The organism is Janthinobacterium sp. NFX145 (assembly GCF_049810325.1).
In the GTDB taxonomy this organism is placed as follows: Bacteria; Pseudomonadota; Gammaproteobacteria; order Burkholderiales; family Burkholderiaceae_D; genus Janthinobacterium; species Janthinobacterium rivuli.
This window is the reverse complement of the sequence record NZ_CP187360.1, coordinates 5793115-5818627: the sequence shown is the minus strand read 5'-3', so window position 1 is coordinate 5818627 and position 25513 is coordinate 5793115. Positions and strand designations below refer to the sequence as shown.

Annotated in this window: 24 protein-coding genes, 1 tRNA gene and 1 pseudogene; 21 read left to right on the top strand and 5 right to left on the bottom strand. The window is 60.5% G+C overall.

Annotation, left to right across the window (positions count from 1 at the left end):
* Positions 1–21 precede the first annotated feature (21 nt).
* The 10 genes and pseudogenes from ACPJXG_RS26095 to ACPJXG_RS26050 all read left to right on the top strand — a co-directional run bounded on the left by ACPJXG_RS26095 (position 22) and on the right by ACPJXG_RS26050 (position 9445).
* Positions 22–98: transfer RNA gene (locus tag ACPJXG_RS26095), tRNA-Gln, on the top strand.
* A 150-nt stretch (positions 99–248) separates the two neighbouring features.
* Entirely contained in the window at positions 249–1199 is a 951-nt protein-coding gene (locus ACPJXG_RS26090) for a ribose-phosphate pyrophosphokinase (RefSeq protein ID WP_034753270.1), read from the top strand.
* A 164-nt stretch (positions 1200–1363) separates the two neighbouring features.
* Positions 1364–1972, top strand: coding sequence for a 50S ribosomal protein L25/general stress protein Ctc (locus ACPJXG_RS26085; RefSeq protein ID WP_035824067.1), 609 nt, complete (start codon positions 1364–1366; stop codon positions 1970–1972).
* Positions 1973–2087: 115 nt separating this feature from the next.
* A complete protein-coding gene (gene pth / locus ACPJXG_RS26080; protein ID WP_076565268.1) occupies positions 2088–2672 on the top strand; it encodes an aminoacyl-tRNA hydrolase in 585 nt (194 codons plus the stop codon).
* Positions 2673–2886: 214 nt separating this feature from the next.
* Complete coding sequence (gene ychF / locus ACPJXG_RS26075; RefSeq protein ID WP_035824073.1) at positions 2887–3978, top strand: redox-regulated ATPase YchF; 1092 nt, start codon at positions 2887–2889, stop codon at positions 3976–3978.
* 106 nt (positions 3979–4084) lie between these two features.
* The gene (locus ACPJXG_RS26070; RefSeq protein WP_425252761.1) at positions 4085–5008 is read left to right on the top strand and encodes a glycosyltransferase family 2 protein; all 924 of its coding nucleotides are present in this window, start codon (positions 4085–4087) and stop codon (positions 5006–5008) included.
* Positions 5009–5064: 56 nt separating this feature from the next.
* A complete protein-coding gene (locus tag ACPJXG_RS26065) occupies positions 5065–5613 on the top strand; it encodes a dTDP-4-dehydrorhamnose 3,5-epimerase family protein (RefSeq protein WP_278317585.1) in 549 nt (182 codons plus the stop codon).
* A gap of 21 nt (positions 5614–5634) precedes the next feature.
* Positions 5635–7047 (top strand): lipopolysaccharide biosynthesis protein, encoded by a 1413-nt coding sequence (locus ACPJXG_RS26060; protein ID WP_425252760.1) that lies wholly within the window; start codon positions 5635–5637, stop codon positions 7045–7047.
* A 43-nt stretch (positions 7048–7090) separates the two neighbouring features.
* Positions 7091–8458 (top strand): annotated as a pseudogene (locus ACPJXG_RS26055) (TonB-dependent receptor); the annotation flags it as partial.
* Positions 8459–8761: 303 nt separating this feature from the next.
* On the top strand, positions 8762–9445 hold the full coding sequence (locus tag ACPJXG_RS26050; RefSeq protein WP_425252759.1) for a class I SAM-dependent methyltransferase: 684 nt from the start codon (positions 8762–8764) through the stop codon (positions 9443–9445).
* A 165-nt stretch (positions 9446–9610) separates the two neighbouring features.
* On the opposite strand, the gene ACPJXG_RS26045 is transcribed toward ACPJXG_RS26050, so the two are convergent.
* Entirely contained in the window at positions 9611–10690 is a 1080-nt protein-coding gene (locus ACPJXG_RS26045) for an acyltransferase family protein (protein ID WP_425252758.1), read from the bottom strand.
* A gap of 136 nt (positions 10691–10826) precedes the next feature.
* Positions 10827–11354, bottom strand: a complete 528-nt coding sequence (locus tag ACPJXG_RS26040; RefSeq protein WP_425252757.1) for a hypothetical protein — start codon at positions 11352–11354, stop codon at positions 10827–10829.
* A gap of 133 nt (positions 11355–11487) precedes the next feature.
* Between ACPJXG_RS26040 and ACPJXG_RS26035 the strand changes: the two genes are divergently transcribed.
* The 3 genes from ACPJXG_RS26035 to ACPJXG_RS26025 all read left to right on the top strand — a co-directional run bounded on the left by ACPJXG_RS26035 (position 11488) and on the right by ACPJXG_RS26025 (position 14754).
* Positions 11488–12582, top strand: coding sequence for a type II asparaginase (locus ACPJXG_RS26035; protein ID WP_176387714.1), 1095 nt, complete (start codon positions 11488–11490; stop codon positions 12580–12582).
* A 128-nt stretch (positions 12583–12710) separates the two neighbouring features.
* The gene (locus ACPJXG_RS26030; RefSeq protein WP_425252756.1) at positions 12711–13562 is read left to right on the top strand and encodes an MOSC domain-containing protein; all 852 of its coding nucleotides are present in this window, start codon (positions 12711–12713) and stop codon (positions 13560–13562) included.
* A 34-nt stretch (positions 13563–13596) separates the two neighbouring features.
* A complete protein-coding gene (locus tag ACPJXG_RS26025; RefSeq protein WP_099401323.1) occupies positions 13597–14754 on the top strand; it encodes a GGDEF domain-containing protein in 1158 nt (385 codons plus the stop codon).
* Here the strand turns inward: ACPJXG_RS26025 and ACPJXG_RS26020 are convergent, their stop codons facing one another.
* Positions 14755–16734, bottom strand: a complete 1980-nt coding sequence (locus tag ACPJXG_RS26020; protein WP_035824107.1) for a monovalent cation:proton antiporter family protein — start codon at positions 16732–16734, stop codon at positions 14755–14757.
* 84 nt (positions 16735–16818) lie between these two features.
* Here ACPJXG_RS26020 and ACPJXG_RS26015 point away from each other — a divergent pair, with 84 nt between their 5' ends.
* The 8 genes from ACPJXG_RS26015 to ACPJXG_RS25980 all read left to right on the top strand — a co-directional run bounded on the left by ACPJXG_RS26015 (position 16819) and on the right by ACPJXG_RS25980 (position 23538).
* Positions 16819–17853 carry a KpsF/GutQ family sugar-phosphate isomerase gene (locus ACPJXG_RS26015; RefSeq protein ID WP_425252755.1) on the top strand — a complete coding sequence of 345 codons (1035 nt, stop codon included), beginning with the start codon at positions 16819–16821 and terminating at the stop codon, positions 17851–17853.
* Complete coding sequence (locus tag ACPJXG_RS26010; protein WP_035824109.1) at positions 17853–18386, top strand: KdsC family phosphatase; 534 nt, start codon at positions 17853–17855, stop codon at positions 18384–18386. Before ACPJXG_RS26015 ends, ACPJXG_RS26010 begins: the two co-directional genes overlap by 1 nt.
* Before the next feature lie 42 nt (positions 18387–18428).
* Positions 18429–19040: an LPS export ABC transporter periplasmic protein LptC gene (lptC, locus tag ACPJXG_RS26005; RefSeq protein ID WP_035824112.1), complete on the top strand. Its 612-nt coding sequence runs from the start codon at positions 18429–18431 to the stop codon at positions 19038–19040.
* 25 nt (positions 19041–19065) lie between these two features.
* Positions 19066–19647 (top strand): lipopolysaccharide transport periplasmic protein LptA, encoded by a 582-nt coding sequence (gene lptA, locus ACPJXG_RS26000; protein ID WP_035824115.1) that lies wholly within the window; start codon positions 19066–19068, stop codon positions 19645–19647.
* Entirely contained in the window at positions 19647–20402 is a 756-nt protein-coding gene (gene lptB / locus ACPJXG_RS25995; RefSeq protein ID WP_035824117.1) for an LPS export ABC transporter ATP-binding protein, read from the top strand. The genes lptA and lptB overlap by 1 nt, the downstream gene beginning before the upstream one ends.
* A 4-nt stretch (positions 20403–20406) precedes the next feature.
* Complete coding sequence (locus ACPJXG_RS25990) at positions 20407–21885, top strand: RNA polymerase factor sigma-54 (protein ID WP_225242961.1); 1479 nt, start codon at positions 20407–20409, stop codon at positions 21883–21885.
* A 69-nt stretch (positions 21886–21954) separates the two neighbouring features.
* Positions 21955–22317, top strand: a complete 363-nt coding sequence (hpf, locus tag ACPJXG_RS25985; protein ID WP_035824124.1) for a ribosome hibernation-promoting factor, HPF/YfiA family — start codon at positions 21955–21957, stop codon at positions 22315–22317.
* A gap of 135 nt (positions 22318–22452) precedes the next feature.
* Positions 22453–23538, top strand: coding sequence for an enoyl-CoA hydratase/isomerase family protein (locus ACPJXG_RS25980; protein WP_425252754.1), 1086 nt, complete (start codon positions 22453–22455; stop codon positions 23536–23538).
* On the opposite strand, the gene rapZ is transcribed toward ACPJXG_RS25980, so the two are convergent.
* Together rapZ and hprK are read right to left on the bottom strand one after the other, a co-directional pair.
* Entirely contained in the window at positions 23539–24402 is an 864-nt protein-coding gene (gene rapZ / locus ACPJXG_RS25975) for an RNase adapter RapZ (RefSeq protein ID WP_035824128.1), read from the bottom strand. It abuts the gene before it with no gap.
* A gap of 148 nt (positions 24403–24550) precedes the next feature.
* Complete coding sequence (gene hprK, locus ACPJXG_RS25970) at positions 24551–25486, bottom strand: HPr(Ser) kinase/phosphatase (protein WP_034753337.1); 936 nt, start codon at positions 25484–25486, stop codon at positions 24551–24553.
* Between the last annotated feature and the right edge of the window lie 27 nt (positions 25487–25513).

The following is a 25513-nucleotide window of genomic DNA, read 5'->3' as shown; positions in this document are numbered from 1 at the left end:
ACGGCAAGCAGTCAGTAACGTAGGGGAATCGCCAAGCTGGTTAAGGCACTGGATTTTGATTCCAGCATGCGAAGGTTCGAATCCTTCTTCCCCTGCCACCATTTCACCGTAGTCTGTCGATGCGAAGTTAGCGTCCAGTACGGGAAAAAGCAGATGTGTCGCCACGCGGCATATTCTAAACAATGACTGACCGGGCCTATGCCCGGTTAGTGCTTTTCAAGACTTCTATATCACCTCTTGGGACTCCCATGGCTTACGAAAACCTGATGGTTTTTACCGGCAACGCGAATCCAGCGTTGGCAGAGGGGGTCGCAAAAAACCTCGGCATCCCTCTCGGTAAAGCAAACGTTTCGAAATTCTCCGACGGCGAAGTAATGGTCGAGATTAACGAAAACGTGCGCGGCAAGGATGTTTTTGTTTTGCAATCCACTTGTGCTCCAACCAACGACAGCCTGATGGAAATCATGCTGATGGTTGATGCCTTGAAACGTGCTTCCGCTGGCCGCATCACCGCCGCGATTCCTTACTTCGGCTACGCCCGCCAAGACCGTCGTCCCCGCTCCGCGCGTGTGGCGATTTCGGCCAAGGTGGTGGCGAACATGCTGGAAGAAGCCGGTGTCGAGCGCGTCCTGATCATGGACTTGCACGCTGACCAGATTCAAGGTTTCTTCGATATCCCAGTCGACAATATTTACGCTTCGCCAATTTTGCTGGGTGACCTGCAAAAGAAAAACTACCAGGACCTGCTGGTGGTGTCGCCTGACGTCGGCGGTGTGGTACGTGCGCGCGCCCTGGCAAAACGCCTGGGCTGCGACCTGGCCATCATCGACAAGCGTCGTCCAAAAGCGAACGTGTCCGAAGTGATGAACATCATCGGTGAAGTCGAAGGCCGCAACTGCGTGATCATGGATGACATGGTCGACACGGCAGGCACCTTGACCAAGGCTGCCGAAGTGCTCAAAGAGCGCGGCGCGAAAAAAGTCGTGGCGTATTGCACGCACGCAGTGCTGTCGGGCCCGGCGATCGACCGTATTTCGGCCTCGCCACTCGATGAGCTGGTCGTGACCGATACGATCCCCCTGTCCGAAGCGGCCCTGGCCTGCGGCAAGATCCGTCAATTGACGTGCGCGCCGCTGCTGGCCGAGACGTTCAAGCGCATCATCAAGGGTGATTCGGTTATTTCCCTGTTTATCGACTAATTCGATAATAGAAACAGACGTAATGCCTGCGGCGCGACCGGCTTTTTGCCTGTTGCGCCGCAGTGTTTTAGTTTTCGGGGTGTTTTGCACCCATTTTCGAGGATTCCTGGTCGCGGGAGTCTTCATAACACAAGGCGCAAGCCTTGTTCTTCTTGGAGTTTCACATGAAAGTTATCGCATTTAAACGCGAATTGCAAGGTTCCGGAGCGAGCCGCCGCCTGCGCATTTCCGGCCAAACCCCTGGTATCGTCTACGGTGGCGCTGAAGCCCCTGTGCTGATCTCGCTGGATCACAACGCCCTGTACCACGCGTTGAAAAAAGAAGTGTTCCACTCGTCGATCCTGGATCTGGAAATCGACGGCGTTTCCCAGCAAGTTCTGTTGCGCGACTTCCAAGTCCACGCATACAAACAACTGGTTCTGCACGCTGACTTCCAGCGCGTTGACGCATCGCAGCCTATCCACGTGAAAGTGGCTCTGCACTTCATCAACGCTGACGTTTCCCCGGCAGTCAAACTGCACGGCGCGACCATCAGCCACGTTGCCAACGAAATCGAAGTCGCTTGCCTGCCAGGCAAACTGCCAGAATTCATCAACGTTGACCTGTCGAACATCGACGTTGGTCACTCGCTGCACGTAGGCGACCTGGTCCTGCCAGCTGGCGTGACCGCTGTCACCCACGGCGCCAACCTGACCATCGCTACCGCTTCGGTACCGGCTGGCCACGTTGCTGCTGAAGCCGCTGCTGCTGAAGTTGTTGCTGACAAGAAGTAATTCTGCCGCCGCAGCAATGCGGTAGTCGCAAGGAAAAACCCGCCAGGTTCGCCGCGCGGGTTTTTTTCCGTCCGTTTTCACCGATAATGCTTTCTTTTACATTGCAGACACAGCCATGCCCATACGCCTGATCGTCGGCCTCGGCAACCCGGGACCCGAATACGAACAAACCCGCCACAATGCCGGCTTCTGGCTGGTGGACAATCTTGCCAACAGCTTGCCCGGCACGCGCTTGCAGCGCGATTCGCGCTACAACGCCATGCTGGCCAAGACTTCCATCGGCGGCAAGGAAGTCTGGCTGCTCGAACCGCTGACGTTCATGAACCGCTCGGGCCAGTCCGTGGGCGCGCTGGCGCGCTTTTTCAAGATCGCCGCCGATGAAGTGCTGGTCGTGCACGACGAGCTCGACTTGATGCCCGGCATCGCGCGCCTGAAGAAGGGCGGCTCGGCCGGCGGCCATAATGGCTTGAAGGACATCACGGCCGCGCTGGGCACGCAGGATTACTGGCGCTTGCGCCTGGGCATCGGCCATCCGCGTACCCTGAGCCTGCAGCAGCAGGTGGCCGACTTCGTGCTGCACCGCCCGCGCCGCGAAGACCAGGAGCTGATCGAGCAGGCGATAGAAAAATCCTTGCAGGTGATGCCGCAGATCGTCGAGGGCAAGTTCGAGGCGGCGACCATGAAGCTGCATACGGCCTGAGAACAGGGCCTGATGGCGTCACGATACGGCTGTTTTGGCGTCATTTGCCCATCATCGGGCTTTTGAAGCGCGCCGGTCAGGGGTACAATTGACCCCTTGAAATGCAGCACACGCACTATCCCCGGAAAAGGGCGAAGAATCGCCCGTTTTCCCTAACAGCACGGCAAGCACGCCGATAGACGGCGCCATGTGCTTTGATTATTAAAGGTTTTCCATGAGTCTCCAATGCGGTATCGTCGGCTTGCCGAACGTCGGCAAGTCCACCCTGTTCAATGCACTGACGAAAGCCGGCATCCCGGCTGAAAACTATCCGTTCTGCACCATCGAGCCGAACGTCGGCGTCGTCGAAGTGCCGGATCCGCGCATGGATGCGCTGGCCGCCATCGTCAAGCCGGAACGCATGGTCAACGCCATCGTGGAATTCGTCGACATCGCCGGCCTGGTGGCCGGTGCATCGAAGGGCGAGGGCCTGGGCAACCAGTTCCTGTCGCACATCCGCGAAACGGACGCCATCGTCAACGTCGTGCGCTGCTTCGAAGATGACAACGTCATCCACGTGGCCGGCAAGATCAACCCGCTCGACGATATCGAAGTCATCCAGACCGAACTGGCGCTGGCCGACATGGGCACCGTGGAAAAAGCCATCCACCGCGAAAACAAGAAAGCCCGCTCGGGCGACAAGGATGCGGCCAAGCTGCTGGCCATCATGGAACGCATGATGCCTTACCTGAACGATGCGAAACCCGTGCGCGCCATGGGCCTGGACGCCGACGAAATGGAACTGATCAAGCCGCTGTGCCTGATCACGGCCAAGCCGGCCATGTTCGTGGCCAACGTGTCCGATTCGGGCTTCACGAACAACCCGCTGCTGGACCAGCTGACGGCCTACGCGCAAGCGCAAAACGCGCCCATCGTCGCCATCTGCGCCGCGCTGGAAGCGGAAATCGCCGACCTGGACGATGCCGACAAGGGCGCTTTCCTGGCCGACATGGGCATGGAAGAGCCTGGTCTGGACCGCCTGATCCGCGCCGGCTACAAGCTGCTGGGCCTGCAAACCTACTTCACGGCAGGCGTGAAGGAAGTGCGCGCCTGGACCGTTCCCGTGGGCGCCACGGCGCCGCAAGCGGCCGGCGTGATTCACACCGACTTCGAACGCGGCTTCATCCGCGCGCAAACCATCGCCTATGACGACTTCATTGCCTACAAGGGCGAAGCGGGCGCCAAGGAAGCGGGCAAGATGCGCGCCGAGGGCAAGGAATACGTCGTCAAGGATGGCGACGTGCTGAATTTCCTGTTCAACGTCTGACGAACGCGGTTGCTGGCCCATGCCGGCAACTGGTATCAGTCCATTGCGAAATGCCGCTCAATAACCTGGGCGGCATTTTTTTGTCCGTGATTTGAAAAGGCTTGCCATGCAGTCAGAGAAGCAACCGCTCGTTTCCATTGTCATGGCCACGTATAACCGGAGCAATATCCTCGGGTATGCGATTCAATCGCTACTCGCCAGCACCGTGCAGGATTGGGAGCTGATTGTCGTCGGCGATTGCTGTACCGACGATACCGCCGAGGTGGTCGCCGCGTTCGGCGATACGCGTATCCGCTTTGTGAATCTGGAAACCAATTACGGCGAGCAGACGGGGCCCAACAATGTCGGCGTCAGCCTGGCGCGCGGCACCTATCTGGCATTCCTGAACCACGATGACCTGTGGTTGCCCGATCATTTGCAAAGCAGTATCGATCTTCTCGAACGCACTGGAGTCGACCTGGTCTTTGGCCAGGGACTGGTGGTTTTGCCGGTCGGATATCACATGGTGGGGGCGCTGGCGGAAGGCGTGCAAGCGTACCGTCCGTGGATGGACGTGCCAGCTACTCTGTGGGTCATGCGGCGTGAGCTGGCCCTGCAGATCGGCCCATGGCAGCCATCATGGGAAGTGCGCTGCTGGCCGTCGCAAGCGTGGCTGCACCGCGTGTATCGCGCGGGGCGGCCGATGCTGGCCCATCCCCGCATCGGCGCCATCCTGATACAGTCTGGCAGCCGCAGCAATGCCTACCTGGAGCGGCAGCACAGCGAGCATGCGTTTTGGTGGGCGCACATGCAAGATCCCCTCAATATTTTGCAAGCTGTCACCATGCTGTATGGCAAAGTGGGCCGTGAGCGGCTGATTGCGCCGCTACAGTCGGCCATGACGACCGCGAAAGCCTTGTCGCGCCGTCTTTGTTATATGTTGGGACTGTGGCCGCCGCATCCCGGCTTCTGGCTCAAATATTGGCGCAAAGGGACGTTTATACGTGAATTGCGCCGCCGCCGGGGATTGAAGGACATGCCGCGGCGATAGATAATACGATGGCAATACATAAGAGCATTTTTATAAAATTTCTGGGGGTAGATCTGGTGGCTGAGAAAGATAACTGGTTGTTGGCTGGCGCGAAGCAGGATGGCGAAAGCATTACCAAGGAATGGAAGCCGACGGCGCCTGCCTTGATCGATGGCGTGATCTTTCAGGAAATCAAGCCTGTCTTGACGGCGTACGGCAGCCTGACTGAAATTTTCCGTACTGAATGGGTGCCTGGTGCGGCGCAGATCGGCCAGATATTTGCCTCGACCCTGGAGCCGGGCGGACTGAGCGCCTGGCATGCGCATGCCATCACGACGGACCGCCTGTTCGTGGCGGCGGGCCAGATGCGCGTGGTGCTGTACGACGCGCGCGCGGATTCGCCCACCTTTGGCATGCTCAACGAATTCAAGCTGGGCACCAGGCGTCCCGGCCTGCTCGTCGTGCCGCCCCGTGTCTGGCATGGCGTGCAGAATTACTGCGGCACACCGGCCATCCTCGTCAATGCGGTGGACCATGCGTATCGCTATGATGCGCCGGATCACTGGCGCGTGCCGGCCGATTCGGACACGGTGCCGTATCGTTTTTCCAACGACAGGCATGGCTGAGATGTCCGGCCCGGCTGAACGATGCGCCTGAACCGTCTCGCGGGTTTTTCAGCCGGCCCCATCTTGTCGCTGCTGTGCAGCCTTGCCACCGTGCCTGCCGTGGCCTGGCTGTTTCCGCCTGCCGACATCGGCAAGCTGGATTTCTTCATGACCGCGTGCACGGTGGCCGGTTTGCTGCTGTCGCTGGGGCTGGATAAGGCTTTCCTGCATGAATACCATTACAGCACCGCGCGCAGCGGTTTGCTGAAAGCGTGCCTGCTGCCGGCCGTGCTGCTCGCGCCCGTGGCGCTGGCCGTGATACTCGTGTTTGCCGCGCCGGTAGCGCAGCTGTTGTTCGATGCGGCGCAGCCTGCATTGGCCGTCCTGTTCGCTGCAGGTATGCTGAGCGCCCTGGCCAATCGCCTGATCGCGCAGCTTTTCCGCATGCAGGAGCGCGCGTGGGTATTCAGCCTGGCGCAGGTCTTGCCGAAAATCTCGCTGTTGCTGCTGCTGCCTGTGCTGTGGTGGGATCCGCAGCGCAATTTCGTGCATCTGGCAAGCCTGGTCGTGGCAACCACCTGGCTGGTCACGCTATGGCTGCTGTGGCATGCGCGCGTATCGCTGGCGCAAGCCTGGGCCGCCGCCGTGGACCGGGTGCTGCTGCGGCGCCTGCTTTCCGAGGCGGCGCCCCTGCTGGTGAGCGCCATAGGCTACCTGTCCATGTTGTCGGCCGGCATGGGCTTGCTGCGCATTTTTGCCGGCTTTGACGAACTCGGTATTTATGCGCTGGCCACGCGCGTGGCCGCCGGAGCCTGGCTGGTGCAGTCGATTTTTACGATTGTCTGGATACCGCAAGTACACAAATGGGCCGCCGCCGGCGGGGACCTGTCGAATATCGCGGCCATTTGCCGCCATGCGCAAGCCGTCGTGGTGGTGGGCTTTTGTCTGGCGGGCGCCCTGGCTTGGCTGATCGGATGGGTCTTGCCTTCCAACTATCATGGCGTCGCGTATCTGGCGGTGGCCACCGTGGGCCAGCCGCTGTTGTATGCGCTGGCGGAAGTGAGCGGCGTCGGCATCAGTCTGGCCCGCCGTCCCTCCTTATCCATCGCCGCTTTCGCGGCAGGCTTGCTGGGCACTTTGCTGGCCGGCGCCGTGCTGGTGCCGCGCTGTGGCGCCACGGGCGCCGCCGTCTCGCAGCTGCTGGGTTTCCTCGTGTATTTTGTCGTCAAGACGGAGCTGGGCATGCGCGTCTGGCGTCCGCTGCCGCGCCGCTCGCTGTACCTGAACGCCTGCCTGCTGTCGCTGCTGGCGGCGGGCCACGCGTTTTTTGCCCAGCGCCTTGGGGTGCTTGCTCCGCTGGCGTGGGGCGTGCTGCTGGCGGCCGCACTGTACGTCTGCCGGCCTTCGCTGCGGGCCGCGTTCAGGCTGCTCAAGCCCGTCCGGCAGCAGGGCTGACAGCGTTTGCCCTCCGTCGCCGTATTGCGCTTTCCTGACCACTTCGCGCGAGGACCGCGCCGATGGCTTGAACCGTGGCGTCAACCTGGCCCCCGGCTTGCCCGTGCCGCGTCCACCGAAAGCGGAAACCTTGCTCAATCCCAGCTGGGCGTTTTACGATACCAAGGACAAGGGCGCCATGCTGCGCGGCGAGCTGGACGTCAATGAGCAAGTGATGGCGTATGCGGCCGTGGGCGCCAGCCGGGCCGACTACCAGTCGACGGGCGCCTACCTGATCCAGGTGTTCAACACGGCAGGCGACTACCGCACCAATCTTGCCGACCTGGGTTTTGACGTGGAAAAGCAGTCGGCGGAAATTGGTTTGCGGGGCAAGCTGCGCACGGGCGACATCGGCCATCAATGGGCCATCAACGCCACGTATTACCACCACACGGACAAGCAGTACGGACGCCGCAATACCTTGGCGAAAGACTGGATCACGAACATCTACCACCCCGTCTGGGGTCCGGCGACGCGCTTCGAGGCGCCGCAAATTTCCAAGGCGGAATTGCGCCTGGCCAGTGTCGGCCTGGTCGACACGCTTTCTTTTGCGCAAGACACCGTGCAGCTGACGGTGGGCGTGCGCCGTCAGGAGGTGCTCAGTGATAACTTCAACATCAAGACGGGCGCGCGCACCTCGCGCTATGACGAAGGCGCGACCACGCCGGCCGTCGCCCTGCTGGTCAAGGCCAGCAAGACGATTTCCCTGTACGGCAACTATATCGAAGGCTTGAGCCAGGGCGCCACGGCGCCGTTGACGGCGGCCAACTCGGGCGAGGTCTTTGCGCCCTACAAGTCGAAGCAGGCGGAGCTTGGCGTCAAGGTCGACCTGGGCGAGTTCGCGCATACGGTCAGCGTGTATGAAATCAAGCGGCCAGGCAGCTATGTCGACCCCGTCAGCAATATCTTTTCCTTTGGCGGCGAACAGCGCAACCGCGGCGTAGACTGGGGCTTCTTCGGTTCGCCCTTGCGCGACGTGCGCCTGATGGGCGGCGTGGCGTATGTCGACCCCGTATTGAGCAAGACCGTGGGCGGCGCCAACCAGGGCAAGCAGGCCACGGGCGTACCCAAGCTGCAAGCCAAGCTCGGCGTCGAGTGGAATACGCCCGCCATCCCCGGCGTGACCCTGACGGCGAATGCGACGGCGGCATCGAAGCAATACATCAATGCCGACAATTCGATGTCCGTGCCGGGCCGCACCGTGTTTGACCTGGGCGCCCGCTATGCGACGCAGGCGGTGGGCCGGCCCCTGACCGTGCGCGCCAGCGTGACGAACGTCGGCAACCGGGCCTACTGGGCGCTACCGCAATGGACCAGCCTGGGCCTTGGCGCGCCGCGCACTTTCATGCTGTCGGGCACCATGGATTTTTAACGGCGCTTTGTTGCACCTGCTGTTGAGCAATGCTCCGCCTGTGCGGGGCATTGTCGTTCTCGGGCCTCGGTGTTTGCTCAGATCGGCTTCCGGGTTTGGGCTCAAAAAATACTGCCACCACAACTGATAAAAATCAAAGCCAGAAGGCGCGCAGTGCCAGGATTGGTGTTACTATTTTTTGAATGTTTGTGAAAAAACCATGCCTGCAGTGTGTGCATGCGAAGTCGCACGCTATTTTGCAGGAACCGATATCGTTGGGATTTGGCTGCTTGCAGCCAGGAGCAAGACTTCAAAGGGCTAGCCATGGTGATGACTTCCTTAGCGCAAACGCAATGTCAGATATTTTTGGAGGGAGAGGGTGACCGCTGGTTTGACCGCAATCGATCCACCTTGAACCAGCAGAAGTTATTCTACGAGAACGAAACGATCAAGCGTGTCCTGGCCAGTCATCGTGAGAGTATCGGGCATATACTGGAAATCGGCTGTGGCAACGGCGTCAAACTGGCGGATCTCTGCCAGTTTTTTGCTGCGCAGGGCCATGGTATCGATCCTTCTTCCGAGGCTGTGCGCGAAGGCATGGATAAATTTCCGAATGTTAACGTTCACCTGGACGTCTCTATCGCGTCGCACATTCCGCACGGCGATGCCAGCATTGATTTGGTGTACTTTGGTTTTTGCCTGTACCTGGTAGATCGGACGGAAATTCTCAAGGCGGTTGCCGAGGCCGACCGGGTATTGAAGAGTGGTGGATTTCTAGCTATTCTGGACTTTGATCCAGGCAATCGTCATAAGCGGGCCTATCATCACAAGCCTGGCCTCTTTTCCTACAAAACGTCCTATGCGGATTTCTTTACCGCCAGCGGTCATTATTATCTGGTCGCCAAAGACAGCTTCTCCCATAGCGAGCATGCCTTTTCGCTCGACTGCGATGAGCGCGTTTCCATCTGCATCCTCTATAAAGAACCCGAGCCCTATGGCAAGGACTGACAAGGCTGTCCTTAAGGGGTGAAATGGTTGGCGGCCGTGCCCTGGCATAGCGAGCACAGGCGCCACCACATCGCGAGGTGCAGCAGACTGCATCCCTTGTTCTGCTCTCCCTCTATTCGGTCTGCTCGTCCAGTATCCGGCTTTCCATTGGCTGGTGCATGCTTCCTATTTTTCCAAGCGTTTTGCAATCCAATGACCGAGTGAGATCAAGGGCGTTTCTATGAGCTTGTACATGAGAAATGCCAGAAGTACAGTGGCGACTGTTATTGCTATCCGATAACTTTCAGCCCAGTGATCCGGCAGTTCGAACTCGATCTTCCATTTGTTGCGCCCGAGTTCCATGAAAATGACCCAGTGAACCAGATAGAGCGAGAATGATGCGTTGCCAATGGCGATCATGAACTTTGTGTATCTGCTGTGCCAAAAACTATCTTTGTTGTTGGCATTCAATTTCTCCGAATTCAGGAAGGCCATAATTAACAGAGCTGAGCATATGCTCGTTCCCAATGTGCTAATCAAGGTGTTCCAGCTTGCATTCGGCCAGCCCAGCATGTTTTCCCAAAGAAAAAATACAATAGCAGAGGAAAGCAGCGGTCCGGCTGATTTGAATTTCAAAAGGCGATCTTGATTTTTATAGATCAAAATTCCTGTTAGGAAATTAATGTGAGTTGGAGATAACAAATGGTAATCCCAGAAAGGTGGGAGTGTGCCATGATTGATCAGGATGGGTAAAGCCAGACCGATTCCGCCAAGCAAGGTGAGAATGATGATTAATGTTCTAAAACTGGAAAAATATAAAACAATCGCACTCAGGAGATAGAATATTATTTCATGCTCCAGTGTCCAGCCAACGGCGTAGGGTGGATGATTTTCCAGAGGGAAGATGGTAAAAGACTTGATGATTTCCGAAATTCCCAGCTCGCCGCCGCCAAGGTTGTAACCGTAGCATATTTGCAGGTAGACAGCCAGCCCGCAAAATATCCAGTATAGGGGGTAAATTCTGAAAAAGCGTCTTGTTAAAAAAGATGCTGCTTGAATTTTCCCCTTGCTTGCGATATGGGCAATGATGAAGCCACTTACGACAAAAAAAAGATCGACGCCGAGATAGCCCCATTTATAAATAAATGGAAGAGTGACTTTGTACTGGTCCGGGAAGGAAGCGACGACAAAATGAGAATGAAACATCACGACGGACAGCGCTGCAATTGCTCTAATTATCTGAATTGAGGAGAATTTCTGAAGCATTGGTGCAGTCTGTCAGTTGTGGGAACATGATTATAGTAAGGTCCTGAGGAATAAGCTAACCCTTAATTCCTTGTCATAGAAGAAAGAAATGCACATGCGGCGATGTGGTTTTTTTCAATCCCAGTTGTCGATTGCCTTAATTCATCGCTGGTGTAGGCGATGCTTTGCACTGCTCATGACCGGGTTGGTTGGCCACCGTTGGCAGCGATTCCAGGTGGACCAACGCACCCAGCGCCCGTGATTGATGCCAGCCCAGTTCATTGCGCACGGCCAAGGCTTCCGTCGCCTTGCCTTGGCGTTCATACTGGTCGATCAGCGCCTTGTAGCTGAGGGCGCTCGATGTGCCGGTCTGCTTTGCCAGCGCGATGGCCTGGCGGAAATGAAATTCGGCCGCATCGTCACGGCAGGCTGCGCTGGCGGCCCGTCCCGCCTCGTGGTGCAGCCGCGCCTGCCAAGCGGGATCGCCATGGCCCAGTTCGACATTCCCGACGGCGTCCGCGTAGTTGCGCATGGCTAGCGCCCAGTCGCCCCGGCTGGCCGCCTCGCGTCCGAACTGTTCCTGTTGCGCCGCCGTGCGCAGTTCGATTTGCGTGGAGCAGGCGCTCAATGCCATCAAGACAAGCGGCAGGACGAGGCAAGACCGGAAGGGGAACAGTGTGGACATGGCGCCACTGTAGCGCATGGGAAGGCGCGCACGTTTGCCCGATACGCATGAATTCGGGATTTTCCCCGGCATGGATGACATATAATTTGCACACGACTTTGTTATTTTTGACAGTACACTTCACGGGAGCACCATGTTTTCACGCAAATTCCATTCTTGTGCACAGCTGATGCTGGCAACCATGCTGATGGGCTTTATCGCCGCCTCCCCGGCGCGCGCGCAGCAGGCGGCCGCCAAATTGCCGAATGTAGTGATTCTGGCCACGGGCGGCACCATCGCCGGCAGCGGCGCCGACAGCACCACCACCGTCGGCTACACCTCGGCCACCGTGGGCGTCGAGCGCCTGATCGCGGCCGTGCCGGAATTGAAAAAAGTGGCAAATGTGAAAGGCGAGCAAGTATTCCAGATCGCCAGCGAAAGCATGGGCAATAGCCACTGGCTGGCCCTGGCCAAGCGCATCAACGTGCTGCTGGCCTCGAACGAGGTCGATGGCGTGGTCGTGACGCACGGCACCGACACCATCGAGGAAACGGCGTATTTCCTGAACCTGACCGTGAAAAGCCATAAACCGGTGGTCGTGGTGGGCGCCATGCGTCCCTCGACGGCCATTTCGGCTGACGGCCCGATCAACCTGTACAACGCCGTGATGCTGGCAGGCAGCAAGGAAGCCGTGGGCAAGGGCGTGCTGGTGGCTTTGAACGACCAGATCAACGCCGCGCGCGAAGTGACCAAAACCAACACTTCGACGACCGACACCTTCAAGTCGCCGGAACTGGGCATGCTTGGCTACATTCAGGGCAGCAAGGCCTTCTTCTACCGCCAGTCGACGCGCAAACATACCCTGGAATCGGAATTTGACATCAGCAAGCTCGATGCCCTGCCGCAAGTGGACATCGTTTACGGCTACGCCAACATGAACCGTGTCGGCATGGACGCCTTCATTGCCGCTGGCGCCAAAGGCATCATCCACGCTGGCGTGGGCGATGGCAGCGTGGCCGCGCAAATGAAGCCGGCCCTGGTGGAAGCGCGCCAGAAGGGCGTGCTGATCGTACGTTCGAGCCGTGTCGGCCAGGGCATCGTGGCGCGCAATGGCGAAGCCAACGACGATGAACTCGACAGTGTCGTGTCCGACACCCTGAACCCGCAAAAAGCCCGCATCCTGCTGATGCTGGCCCTGACCAAAACAAATAGCACGCAAGAAATCCAGCGTATTTTCTACACGTATTGATCCTTGTCATGCCGGGCCAGCCTTATTGGCTGAGCCTGGCCGATTTACGCTTGCCCGCTTTGCTGCCATACTTCGCTTCTGAATAACTTCCTGGCAGAAGCAGCAACACTGTTCCTTGTCCCTGGTTCATGGCCATCCTGTCCGACATCATCCTGTATCCGATCAAATCGTGCGCCGGCATCCATTTGCGCGAAGCTGTCCTGACGCGCTCGGGGCTGATGAGCGAGCACGTGTTCGACCGCGAATGGATGGTGGTCGATGAGCAGGGCCGCTTCCTGACCCAGCGCGAACATCCGCGCATGGCGCTGATCGTGCCGTCCATCAAGGCCACCACGCTGGAGTTGCGCGCGCCGGGCATGCTGCGCCTGGAAATCGAGCTGGGTTTGCCGCATCCGCAACTGGCACCGATGCTGGACGTGCAAGTGTGGGACGATAGCGTGCGCGCATACGATTGCGACGACGTCACGGCCACCTGGGTTTCCAACGCCATCGGCGTGCCGTGCCGGCTGGTGCGCTTTCACCCGGACGTGGTGCGCGCCACGAGCACCAAATGGACGGACGGCGTTGCTGCCGAGACCATGTTTGCCGATGGCTACCCGGTGCTGATCGCCGGCGCCGCTTCGCTCGATGACGTCAACGACAAGCTGCGCGCCGCCGGCCGCGAGGCCTTGCCGATGAACCGTTTCCGCCCCAACCTCGTCATCGGCGAGATCGGCGCCTTCGAGGAAGACTACGCCGACTTCCTGCAATTCGGCGCGACCGTGCTAAAACCCGTCAAGCCGTGCTCGCGCTGCCCGATCCCGTCGGTGGACCAGGCCACGGGCGTGCCCGGACCGGACCCGCTCGACGTCATGCATGGCTACCGCGCCAAGCCCGAGCTCGACGGCGCCATCTGCTTCGGCATGAACGCCATCGTCACCGAAGGCGGCGATGAGCGTATCGTGGTGGGGCAGGACATCGGTTTCGAACTGGCATTTTAAGCATGGCGCCCGCACACAAGGGTTTAAGGTTTCTATGAATCAAGCAATACCGCCGGATCCGCGCATTGCCAGCCTCGAAGCCGAAAACCAGGCCTTGCGGGCGCGTATGGCTTTCCTGCTGGAACAGGTCGAGCGCAACCACGACATCATGTGCCGCCACCAGGCGTTCGACCTGGAAATCGTCGGCGCGTCCACGTTTCCCGAACTGATCGGCACCATCTTCCGCACCTTGCCCGTGATTTCCGACCTCGACGGCGTGACTTTGAGCCTGCTCGACGAGGATGACGATATCGTGCTGGTGATGGAAAAACTGGGCGTCGATTTCAGCGCCTTTCCGCAGTTGCTATTCGTGCATGCCGTGGCGGAGCTGGGTTTTGCCGCACCAAAGCCCGTGGCCGAGGGCGAAGCGGCCTTGCCGCCGATGCCGCTGCTGGGGGCCTTCGATGCGGCCGTGCATGGCCCGCGTTTTCCGGGTATCGATGCGCTGCGCAGCGTGGCGCTGGTGCCCTTGCTGCGCAACAAGCGCCTGATTGGCAGCCTGAACCTGGCCAGCAGCGACGTGACGCGCTTTACGCCCGCGCTGGGCACGGATTTCATCAAGCACATGGCGTCCATCATCGCCATTTGCCTGGAAAACGTGATCAGCAATGAAATGCTCAAATACATCGGCTTGACCGATTCCCTGACGGGCGTCTACAACCGCCGCTATATCGACCGCCGCCTGCTGGAAGAAATCGCCCGCGCGCGGCGCCAGAATTATTGCATCTCATGCATGTATATCGACATCGACCATTTCAAATTGGTCAATGACACGTACGGCCACCAGGGCGGCGATGAAGTGCTGCGCGAAGTGGCGACGCGCATCCGCACGGAATTGCGCCGCTCGGACGCGCTGGGCCGCTTCGGCGGCGAGGAATTCGTCGTGCTGCTGATCGACGCCGACCTCGACAGCGCGACCTTCGTGGCCGAGCGCATCCGCGCCAGCATCGCCGGCACCATGTTCGACTTGCCGGGCAGCGCGCAAGCGTGGGTCAGCGTGTCGATCGGCGTGGCCAGCCTGGAAGCGGACGCGGCGCTACTCCCCATCGAAACGGTGGCGCAGCAACTGGTGGCGCATGCCGACCAGGCCCTGTACCAGGCCAAGGCCGATGGCCGCAACAAGGTCGTCAGCTGGCAGGCACAGCCCGGTTAATTACTTTAACAGTAACGTTTCCGCTTTGGCCACGGCGTCGGCCGTGCCGCGCAGCACCACCACGTCGCCGCTGGCCAGTTGCGTCTCGGGCGTGACATCAAGGCGGCCGCGGCCGCGGCGAATGGTCGTCACGGCAGCGCCGCAGCCGGCCACGTCGATCGTGCTCAGGGGCAAGCCCACGCAGTGCGCGCCTTCGCTGACGGTGACCGTATGCAGGCGCTCCAGCTCGGCATCGTCACCCGCGTCGCTGGAACCGTGGAAATAGCCGCGCAGGGACGCATAACGTTCCTCGCGCGCCGCTTGCACCCGGTGCACCACGCGGCGCAGGGGCACGCCCATCATGATCAAGGCGTGCGAAGCGAGCATCAGGCTGCCTTCCATCAATTCCGGCACCACTTCGGCCGCGCCCGCCTTCTTCAATTGGTCGAGGTCGGTATCGTCGTGGCTGCGCACGATGACGGGCAAGGTCGGCGCCATTTCGTTAAGCAAATGCAATAATTTCAAGGCCGAGGGCGTGTTGGCGTACGTGATCACCACGGCGCTGGCCCGGTAGATACCGGCCGCCACCAGGCTTTCGCGCCGGCCCGCGTCGCCATACGACACGTGGGCGCCGGCCAGCTGCGCTTCCTGCACCCGCTCCGGGTCCAGGTCCAGCGCGTGGTATTCGATCTTTTCTTCCGCCAGCAGGGTGGCCAAGCTTTGTCCGCTGCGCCCGAAGCCGGCGATCAGCACGTGTTTCTGCGAGGCCATGGTGCGCGTGGCGATCTTGGTCAGCGCCAGCGATTGCATCATCCAGTCGTTGGCCGCCAGTTTCATGACGATGGCGTCGGACTTGGCGATGAGGAAGGGCGCCACCAGCATCGACAGCACCATCGACGCCAGCACCACCTGCACGACGAACGGGTCCATCAGTTTGATGCCCCCAGCCAGGTTCAGCAGCACGAAGCCGAACTCGCCAGCCTGCGCCAGTCCCAGTCCCGTGCGCAGGGCCACGCCGTTGCTGGAGCCGAACAGCCGGGCCAGGCCCGCGATCAGCGCGAATTTCAGCAGCACGGGGCCGCACAGCAGCAGCAAGACGAGCCACCAGTTGTCGAGCACGACGCGGATGTTGAGCAGCATGCCGACGGTGATGAAGAACAGGCCCAGCAGCACGTCGCGGAAGGGCTTGATATCCTCTTCCACCTGATGCTTGAATTCTGTCTCGGAAATGAGCATGCCGGCAACAAACGCGCCCAGGGCCAGCGACAGCCCGGCCCGTTCCGTGATCCACGCCGCACCGAGGGTAATCAACAGCAGGTTGAGCATGAACAATTCTTGCGAGCGGCGCTTGGCGACGATGGTGAGCCAGCCGCGCACCAGTTTCTGGCCGATGAACAGCAGCAGGATCAGCACGACCAGGGCCTTGCCGCCCGCCCAGGCCAGGGTTTCGGCCAGGTTGTCGGAGTCGCGCGTGAGGGCGGGAATCAGGATCAGCAGGGGCACGACGGCCAGGTCCTGGAACAGCAAGATGCCGATGATCTTGCGGCCGTGTTCGCTTTCGAGTTCCAGCCGCTCCGTGAGCATTTTCGAGACGATGGCCGTCGACGACATGGCCAGCGCGCCACCCAGGGCGAACGCGGCTTGCCAGCTCAGGTGGATGTAGGCGGACAGATAATGTCCGACGAGCCAGCCGAAGACGACGGTGGCGATGATGGTGGTGACCACCTGCGCCATGCCAAGGCCGAAGACGATGCGCCGCATGGCGAGGAACTTGGGCAGAGAAAATTCGAGCCCGATGGAAAACATCAGGAAGACGACGCCGAACTCGGCCAGGGTGTGGCTGGCCTCGTTTTCCGCCGCCAGGCCCAGCGCGTGGGGGCCGATGACGATGCCAACGGCCAGGTAGCCCAGCATGGGCGGCAAATGCAACATTCTGAAAGCGACCACGCCCAGCACGGCGCTGCCGAGTAACATCAGGGTCAGTTCAAGCGAGGAAAACATGGGTTGCCCGGTACGGTCAATGGAAATCGTTGTTTGTTGTGACTGGCAAGTTTTTTGCTTTCCTAATTCGTTTATACTTTGGGCATGAGTGTAACCCATGAAAAAACAATGCTGAAAGCTTTTGATCGAATTGACATGCAAGCGACGACCGAGCGCGCCGTCGCGCTGGCCCGCACCACCTTGCAGATCGAGTCCGACGCCATCGTTGCGCTGCACGCGCGCCTGGCCACGGACGACAGCGTGGGCCGCGCCGTGGCGCTGTTGCTGCAATGCAAAGGAAGAGTCGTCGTCTCGGGCATCGGCAAATCCGGCCATATCGCGCGCAAGATTGCCGCCACCCTCGCTTCCACCGGCACGCCGGCCCTGTTCGTGCATCCGGCCGAAGCGGCCCATGGCGACCTGGGCATGGTCACCTCGGAAGATGCCTTTATTGCCATATCGTATTCGGGCGAATCGTCGGAACTGATGGCCATCATGCCCGTCGTCAAGCGCATGGGCGGCGTGCTCATTTCCATGACGGGTAAACCGAATTCCAGCCTGGCCCAGCTGGCCGACGTGCACCTGGATGTTTCTGTTGAAAAAGAAGCCTGTCCGCTGAACCTGGCGCCGACGGCCAGCACCACCGTCACCCTGGCCCTGGGCGACGCGCTTGCCGTGGCCTTGCTCGACTTGCGCGGCTTCAAGGAAGAAGATTTCGCCCGCTCGCACCCGGGCGGCGCCCTGGGTCGCCGCCTGCTCACGCATGTGCATGACGTCATGCGCAGCGGCGAACGGGTGCCGCAAGTGCCCGTGGACGCCTCCTTGCTGCAGGCGCTGGAAGAAATGACGAAGAAAGGCATGGGCATGACGGCCGTCGTCGACGCGGACAACCGCCCCGTGGGCGTGTTTACGGATGGCGACTTGCGCCGCATGTTCGAGCGCGTGCAGGATTTCACGCAAGTGGCGATCCGCGACGTCATGCATGCGCAGCCGCGCAGCATCGCGCCCGAACGCCTGGCCGTCGATGCCGTGGCCGTGATGGAGCAGTTCCGCATCAACCAGATGCTGGTCGTCGATGCCGACGGCAAGCTGGTGGGCGCGCTGCATATCCATGATCTGACGCAAGCGAAGGTGATCTGATGGACAGCGTAGCGGACAACCTGGCACGCGCGGCCAAGGTCAGACTGATGATCTTTGACGTCGACGGCGTGCTCACCGACGGCAGCCTGCATTTCGGCCCGGACGGCGAGATGATGAAAACGTTTAATGTGTATGATGGCCTGGGCATCAAGCTGCTGCAGGAGTCGGGCGTGCAGACGGCCATCATCAGCGCGCGCCGCTCGGCCATCACGGCACGCCGCGCGCAGGACCTGGGCATTACCCATGTGCACCAGGGCGGCCACGACAAGCTGACGCCGTTTCGCGAACTGCTGGCGCTGACGGGCTTGACGGAAGAGCAATGCGGCTATATCGGCGACGACGTCATCGATGCACCCATCCTGAAGCGCGTCGGCTTTGCCGTCAGCGTGCCGGGCGGACGCCCGGAAGCGCAGGGCCTGGCGCACCATGTGACGCAGGCCGGCGGCGGCCGCGGCGCCGTGCGCGAGATCTGCGAATTCCTGCTGCGCGCCCAGGACAACTATGCGCGCGTCATGGCGCCGTTCCTGGAGTGAGGCGCGCCTTGCCGCCAGTGATATTGGAAAGAGTGAAACCCTATGCGTAAGCCAGGAGGCGCCCATCGCTGGCGCACGATTTTTACCCTGCTGGGCGCGGTTGTTGTCGCGCTGGCCAGCTTTTGGCTGCTCGAAGTGATGAACAAGAACAGCCAGGACATCAAGGCCAGCAAACATTTGGATGAGCCCGATTATTTCATCACCAATTTCAGCCTGGTGCGCATGGATTTGACGGGCAAACCCAGCTATATCGTGTCGGGCACCAAGCTCACGCATTATCCGGCCGACGATTCGTCCGATATCGACCAGCCCTTCGTGCGCAAGCTCACGCCCGGCATGCCGCCGTTGAACATGAACGCGGAACTGGCGCATATCGACCAGGACAATACCCGGCTGCAACTGCACCGCAAGGTCGTGATCGACCGCGTGGCCAGTCCGAAGGCGCAGAACCTGACGGTCAGGACGGAAGCGCTGACGGTGTTCCCGGATGAGGAAAGAATGGAAACGGACGTGCCTGTCGATATCCTGACGGGCGCCTCGCGCCTCAATGGCGTCGGCATGAAGGCCAATAACGCCACCGGCGTGGTGGAAGTGCAGAATGCGCTGCGCATGGTCCTACCGCCGAAACCGCGCCCGGCCGCGGCGGCAAAATGACAGAATGAAACAAGGAAACCATACTATGAAGAAGATCTTGCTGTTGACCGTATTTTCCCTGGCCATCATGGGCGTGGCGCATGCCGAGAAGGCCGATTCCGAGAAGGAAGCCGTCATCACGGCACGCAGCGGCCACGTCGATGACGTCAAGCAGGTGCGCACCCTGACGGGCGACGTCGTGCTGGTGAAAGGCACCCTGACCATGAAGGCGGGCCGGGCCCTGATCACGGAAGATCCGCAAGGCTACCAGTTCATTACCTTCTGGGCCGATCCCGGCAAGCTGGCCACCTTCCGCCAGAAGCGCGATGGCGCGGGCGACCTGTGGGTCGAAGGCGAAGCGGAGCGCGTGGAATACGACAACAAGACGGAAGTGGTGAAACTGTTTTCCAGAGCCAAGCTGACCCGCCTGGAAGGCACGAAAGTCACCGACGTGGCCAACGGCGCCTTCATCTCGTATGACAGCCGCAAGGAAGTGTTTGCGATGGAAAATTCCAACAGCGGCACCAGCACGCCCGATGGCGGCAGCGTGCGCATGGTGATCCAGCCGAAGACCAAGGCGCCGGCGGCGGAGAAAGCGCCGGCCACGCCCGCGCCAGGAAAGAAATAATGGAAAATACACGTTGCGGCAGCACCCTGATCGTTCGCGGTCTGCAAAAAACCTATGGCAAGCGGCAAGTCGTGCATGATGTCTCGCTGCAAGTCGAATGCGGCGAAGTGGTGGGTTTGCTGGGCCCGAACGGCGCCGGCAAGACCACCTCGTTCTACATGATCGTCGGCCTGGTGCCGTCGGACGGCGGCAGCATCGATATCAGCGGCGTGGACATTTCCAGCCTGCCGATTCACCGCCGCGCGCAGATGGGCCTGTCTTACCTGCCGCAGGAAGCGTCCGTTTTCCGCAAGCTGACGGTGGAAGACAATATCCGCGCCGTGCTGGAAATCCAGACCGTCGAAGGCCGTCCTTTGAAGAAGGCCGAGATCGAGGAGCGCCTGGACAAATTGCTGGCCGACTTGCAGATTGAAAAGCTGCGCGAGAACCAGGCCCTGTCCCTGTCGGGCGGCGAGCGCCGCCGCGTGGAAATCGCCCGCGCGCTGGCCACCGATCCCCGTTTCGTGCTGCTCGACGAGCCGTTCGCCGGCGTCGATCCGATCGCCGTGATCGAGATCCAGCGCATCGTGCGTTTCTTGAAGGAGCGCAATATCGGCGTGCTGATCACCGATCATAATGTGCGCGAGACGCTGGGTATCTGCGACCGTGCCTACATCATCAACCAGGGCTCGGTGCTGGCGTCGGGACGCCCCGACGACATCATCGCGAACGAGTCGGTACGCCGGGTCTATCTGGGCGAACACTTCCGCATGTAAGCCAATGAAACAATCATTGCAGCTGCGCACTTCGCAGCACCTGGCACTGACGCCGCAGTTGCAGCAATCGATACGCCTGTTGCAATTGTCTACCCTGGAATTGCACCAGGAACTAGAGCAATTGCTGACGGACAATCCCTTGCTCGAACGCCTCGACGATCCGCTCGACCGTTCGCTGCGCCTGCTTTCCGACGGCGCCTTGAGTTCCACGGCGGCGCCGGCCGAAGCGCCGCCCCAGCCGCCAGGCCAGGACGCGCCCGCCGCGCCGGCCGAAGCGGAAACCTTTGACGGCGAGGCGGGCGACAGTCCGGCTGCCGCGGACGGTGGCGACAGCGACTGGAGCGAGGCGAGCCGCGGCAAGGCGCCAGACGATGAAGATTCGCGTCCGCAGCTGGAGGCCCATCACTGCACCCTGCGCGAGCACCTGATGGAGCAGATGCGCGTGACGGTGCTCGAATTGCGCGACCGCGCGCTGGTCGAGTTGATCATCGATGCGCTCGACGACAATGGCTACCTGGAAGAGTCGCTCGACGACATCCTGGCGCGCCTGCCGGAAGAGCTGGAAATCGACGCCGACGAGATGCGCACGGCCTTGTCGCTGCTGCAAAGTTTCGATCCGCCGGGCGTGGGCGCGCGCAATGCGTCCGAATGCCTGGCGCTGCAGATCAAGCGCTTGCCGCACATCGCCATGGTGACGCGGCGCATGGCCCTCGTCATCGTGGAAAAGCACCTGGCCTGGTTTGCCCAGCGCGATTTCAATAAGCTGAAAAAAGCCCTCGATTGCGACGAGGAAGACTTGCGCGAAGCGCAGACGGTGATTCGCCAGTGCAATCCGCATCCGGGCGCCGTGTTCGCCTCGGACGTGTCCGATTACGTGGTGCCCGACGTCGTCGTCAAGCGCGCGCGCAATGGCTGGCAAGTGACCCTGAATAACGACGTCATGCCGCGCCTGCGCGTCAATGCCATGTACGCCAACTTGCTCAAGCAGGGCAAGGGCGAGGGTGCCATGGGCGCACAGTTGCAGGAAGCCAAGTGGCTGATCAAGAATATGCGCCAGCGCTTCGACACCATCCTGCGCGTGGCACAGGCGATAGTAGAAAGACAAAAGAACTTTTTCTCGCATGGGGCCGTTGCCATGCGCCCCCTTGTGCTCCGTGAAATAGCTGATACACTGGGTTTACACGAGAGTACTATCTCGCGGGTAACAACTCAAAAGTACATGCTGACCCCGCACGGCATGTTCGAGTTGAAATATTTCTTTGGTAGCCACGTCGCCACCGAAGCGGGGGGCGAAGCGTCATCGACGGCGATACGGGCATTGATCGTGCAACTGACAGGAGCAGAAGACCCTAAAAATCCTTTATCCGACAGTAAGATTGCGGACATGCTGGGGGAACAAGGCATGGTGATTGCGCGACGTACTGTTGCCAAATACCGGGAAGCGTTGAAAATTCCGCCAGTGAGCCTGCGTAAGTGTTTGTAAGTTTTTTTCGGTTCCTCTGCGGGCCGGATAGGATGGACCGCACGAACCCGATCATCTTTAGGAGTGTGTATGAATCTCACCATCAGCGGACATCATCTCGAAGTGACACCAGCCATCCGTGAATACGTACAAACGAAGCTGGAGCGCGTGAAACGTCATTTCGATCAAGTCATCGATATCGCCGTGATTCTGACCGTGGATAACCTCAAAGAGAAAGAAAAACGTCAAAAGGCTGAAGTCAACCTGCGTTTGAGCGGCAAGACTGTCTATGTGGAAAGCCTGGCGCACGACCTGTACGCCGCGATCGATACCCTGATCGACAAGCTCGATAGGCAAGTGATGAAATACAAAACCAAAGTGCAAGGGCACGGTAAAGAGGCGATCAAGCATCTGCCAGACAACTCCGAGGAAGACGCCGTCGTCGCCGTTTAAGGCCACCCGCTTCCAGCAGTTGTGATCAACTAAGGGCGCACATCTTGCGCCCTTTTTTGCGCCTGGACCTGTTGAACGCAATCTTCCCCGCGCAAGGGCTAGAATGTTTGCACTTTCACTTCTTTCCTGCCTGCCATGAGCGACTTCGTCCAGACCTCCATCCGCAACCGCACCGGGCACATCGTGCTCGACCGTCCGAAAGCCTTGAATTCCCTGTCGCTGGAGATGGTGCGCGCCCTGAGTGCGGTCTTGCTGGCCTGGCGCGATGATCCGCACGTGGACGCCGTGGTGATCCGATCGAGCAGCGAAAAAGCCCTGTGCGCCGGCGGCGATATCCGCTTCTTTTACGATGCGGGACTGGCCACGCCGCAAGGCGGCAGTGCCCAGCTGGAAGATTTCTTTACCGAAGAATACGCCTTAAATCATGTGATTCATTTCTATCCGAAACCGTATATTGCCGTGATGGATGGCGTGGTGATGGGCGGCGGCATGGGCGTGGCGCAAGCCGGGCCCGGCAACCGCCTGCGCATCGTGACGGGCCGCACACGCATGGCCATGCCGGAAGTTAATATTGGCTTGTTCCCCGATGTGGGCGGCAGTTATTTCCTGTCCCGCCTGGCCGGTCAACTGGGCCTGTATCTGGGCTTGACGGGCCTGACCATCAACGCGGCCGATGCCCTGTACACGGGTCTGGCCGATGTGTTCCTGCCCGAGGCGCAGATGGGGGCGTTGCTGGCCCTGATCGAGTCGACGCCGGGCGAGGCCTTGCCGGTGGCCATCAAGGCGCTGGCGGCGCCGTTCCAGGCCGAGGCGGGGGACTCTCCTCTGGCGACGGCGCGCGCGGCGCTGGACCGTCATTTCGGTGCGCCTTCCGTGGCGGCCATCATGGCCTCGCTGGCGCAGGACGACAGCGCGTTCGCGGCCAGGGCGCTGGCGGCCATGCGCCTGCGTTCGCCCTTGATGATGTCGGTGACCCTGGAATTGCTGCGGCGGGGCGCTCACCTGGGCGTGGCCGATTGTCTGCGACTGGAGCGCACGGTGGTGCGCCACAACTTCGAGCATGGCGAAGTGCTCGAAGGCGTGCGCGCGCTGGTGGTCGACAAGGACAATGCGCCGCGCTGGAACCCCGCCAGCCTGGACGAGGTCGACGCTGCCATGGTGGCGCGCTTCTTTGCCCCCGTCTGGCCGGCTCAAGCGCATCCGCTGCGCCACCTGAATTAACTAGGAGCGTTCGCGGTGGCGCAGGACCACGCGCTCGTTGGGGCCAAAGTATTGCGCCAAGCGTTCCGCCATGTACACGGAGCGGTGCTGGCCGCCCGTGCAACCGAGCGCCACCGTCAGGTAGCTGCGGTTGTCGGACTTGAATGACGGCAGCCATTTCTCGATGAAGGCGCGGATGTCTGCCAGCAGTTCCAGCGCGCTCGGCTGCGCGTCGAGGAAGGCGATCACGGGCGCGTCGCGTCCGTCGAGGGGGCGCAGCGCCAGGTCGTAATAGGGATTCGGCAAGGCCCGCACGTCGAAGACGAAATCGGCGTCCAGCGGCACGCCCAGCTTGAAGGCGAACGATTCGAAGAACAGGGTCAGCGGCGCGCGTTCGGAGGCGACGATATCCTTGATCCAGGCGCGCAGCTTGTTGGCGCTCAGTTCCGACGTGTCGATCACATGGCCCAGCTGTTCGATGGCCGACAGGCGCTCGCGTTCTTCCGAGATGCACTCGATCAGGGTGCGGCGGCTGGCCGGATTCTGGTTCGGACGCAATTCGTGCGACAGCGGATGGCTGCGCCGCGTTTCCGAGAAGCGCGCCACCAGCGAATGCGTGGTCGCTGTCAGGAACATGACCTTGACGTCGTGCCCCTGGTCGCGCAGCAGCGCCACATTGTGCGGCAGGCTGGTCAGCGACTCGGCGCTGCGCGCATCGACTGCGACGGCCAGTTGCGGTGTACCTTCGTCGAGCAGGGTTTGCACCAGGCTGGGCAGCAAGGCTGGTGGCAGGTTGTCAACACAATAGTAGCCGGTATCTTCCAGCACATTGAGCGCGACGGATTTACCGGAGCCGGATATTCCGGTGATAAGGACGATATGCATACGCCGATCATACAATAAAGATCGACGCTCTGCTCCCAAGGCAATTATCTTTACAAATTATTGCAATTATTGTTCGAGCATTGCTTGTATTTAATTGTTGCCATTGGCGTCAATGTGGGGTCAGACCCGTCGGGTCGGACCCCGGTAATTAATCGCCACTCATTGCCAAACGTTGCCGCTCCATGAACTCCTGCAAGGTATCGATGCCGCGCAGTTGCAAAATCGTATTGCGCACGGCCGCTTCCAGCAGCACGGCGATGTTGCGGCCGGCGGCGACGGGGATGACGACCTTGCGCACGGGCAAGCCCAGCACGTCTTCCGTGGGGAACAGGAAGGGCAGGCGCTCGACTTCTTCTTCCAGCGCGTTGCGGCGTACCAGGTGCACGATCAGCTTCAGGCGCATCTTGCGGCGCACGGCCGTTTCGCCAAAGATGGCCTTGATGTCGAGTAAACCCAGTCCCCGCACTTCCAGCAGGTTTTGCAGCAGCGGCGGGCAGCGGCCTTCGATCATGTTGGGGGCGATGCGCGAGAACTCGACGGCGTCGTCGGCCACCAGGCCGTGGCTGCGCGAAATCAGCTCCAGGCCCAGCTCGCTCTTGCCCAGGCCCGAATCGCCCGTGATCAGCACGCCCACGCCCAGCACGTCCATGAACACGCCATGCATGATGATGCGTTGCGCCAGCTTTTTCGACAGGTAGACGCGCAGGAAGTCGATCACTTGCGCGGCCGGCAGCGGGGTGGAGAACAGGGGAATGTTTTGCTCGTCGCAGATGGCGAGGATGTCGGGCGGCGTTTCCAGCCCTTGCGCGATGATCAGCGCGGGCGGCCCGCCGGCGATCAGCTCGCCAATCACGTGGGTGCGCGTGTTGACCTTCAGGCGCTGGTAGTAATTGATTTCCTGGTGGCCAAAGACCTGGATGCGGCCCGGATGGATCAGGTTCAAGTGGCCCACCTGGTCGGCGGCCGACGAGACGTCGCCCGAGATCAGGCGCTCGCCGCCGGGGAAGCCGGCGAACCAGCCCAGTTGCAGACTTTCACGATTGTCGTCGTACAGGCGTTGTATCGTCAGTGGCGTTTGCAACATGGCAGTCTTCTTCAGGAGTGGAGGAAT